Genomic DNA, 530 nt, shown 5'->3' on the forward strand with positions numbered 1-530 from the left:
GCCAGCTTGCCCACGTTGGCCGCTTCGGCGTCGATCTTTTGCAGCAGTTCGTCGGTGATATCCAAGCCGCGTTTCTTGGCCTCATCCAGCAGCGTGTGCTTGACGGTCAGCGCCGCGACTTCCTCCTTGGACTTGCCGCGCATTTCGATAGAGCGTTGCAGATTTTCCAGTTCCTTTTCAGCAATGCTGAACAACGGTTCTTGCTCACGTCCACCACGACCACCGCCAGAACGGAACCGACCACCGCCGGACGATCCGCTGCCACTCTCCAAACCACTCACATCGCCCGAACCGGAAAGGTTAGGCACATCGAAGCGCGTCCGCGATGGCCCCCTGTTGATGAGGTTGCCATAGCCGAGATTGGCGTTTGTCACGTCATTGGGGATCGGGTTGCGACCACCGCCCTCTAGATTGTAGCCAAGCTTGGGCTTTTCCGGCCCCGCCTGTTCTTTTGCAATCTGCCGCGCGAAGCTAAGTGCGATGCCGAAGTTTTTCGCCAGCTTCGCCGCCTCATCAACCCCCGCTGAAAT

1 protein-coding gene is annotated in these 530 nt (G+C 58.7%); it reads right to left on the minus strand.

All coding sequences use genetic code 11. The features are described from left to right. The coding region (locus A3722_RS24410) for a hypothetical protein (RefSeq protein ID WP_201722072.1) at nucleotides 1–530 on the minus strand (530 nt) is incomplete at both ends.

Origin of the sequence: Sulfitobacter sp. HI0027, from assembly GCF_001634775.1 — a bacterium.
Classification (GTDB): domain Bacteria; phylum Pseudomonadota; class Alphaproteobacteria; order Rhodobacterales; family Rhodobacteraceae; genus Sulfitobacter.